The organism is Vibrio sp. 10N.222.49.C9, assembly GCF_041474985.1.
GTDB lineage: Bacteria > Pseudomonadota > Gammaproteobacteria > Enterobacterales > Vibrionaceae > Vibrio > Vibrio crassostreae_C.
Map to the genome: position 1 here is coordinate 1 of NZ_JBFRVD010001048.1, position 233 is coordinate 233.

The window sequence follows — 233 nt, forward strand, 5'->3', positions numbered from 1 at the left end:
CCCCTATACGCCAGATCGTGTATCTGATGTAAAAAAGGTAGCCAAAGATCTCAAGGTGGCTGAATTGGCACCAATCCACAAAGATTTCGTTTCTCAAATTGATGGCTTACTGGTAGGAGAAAATCCAGGTAAGGGGTTGTTTAGAGAGCAAACCTTCTTACAGCCTGATATGAAATTTGTTATCGACTTCCCTGAAGAGTGGCAAACCGTTAATCAAGCTGCCGCTGTAGCTG

At 43.8% G+C, this 233-nt stretch carries 1 pseudogene; it reads left to right on the plus strand.

Annotation, left to right across the window (positions count from 1 at the left end):
- Positions 1-233: pseudogene (locus AB4585_RS26845) on the plus strand (peptidase); the annotation flags it as partial.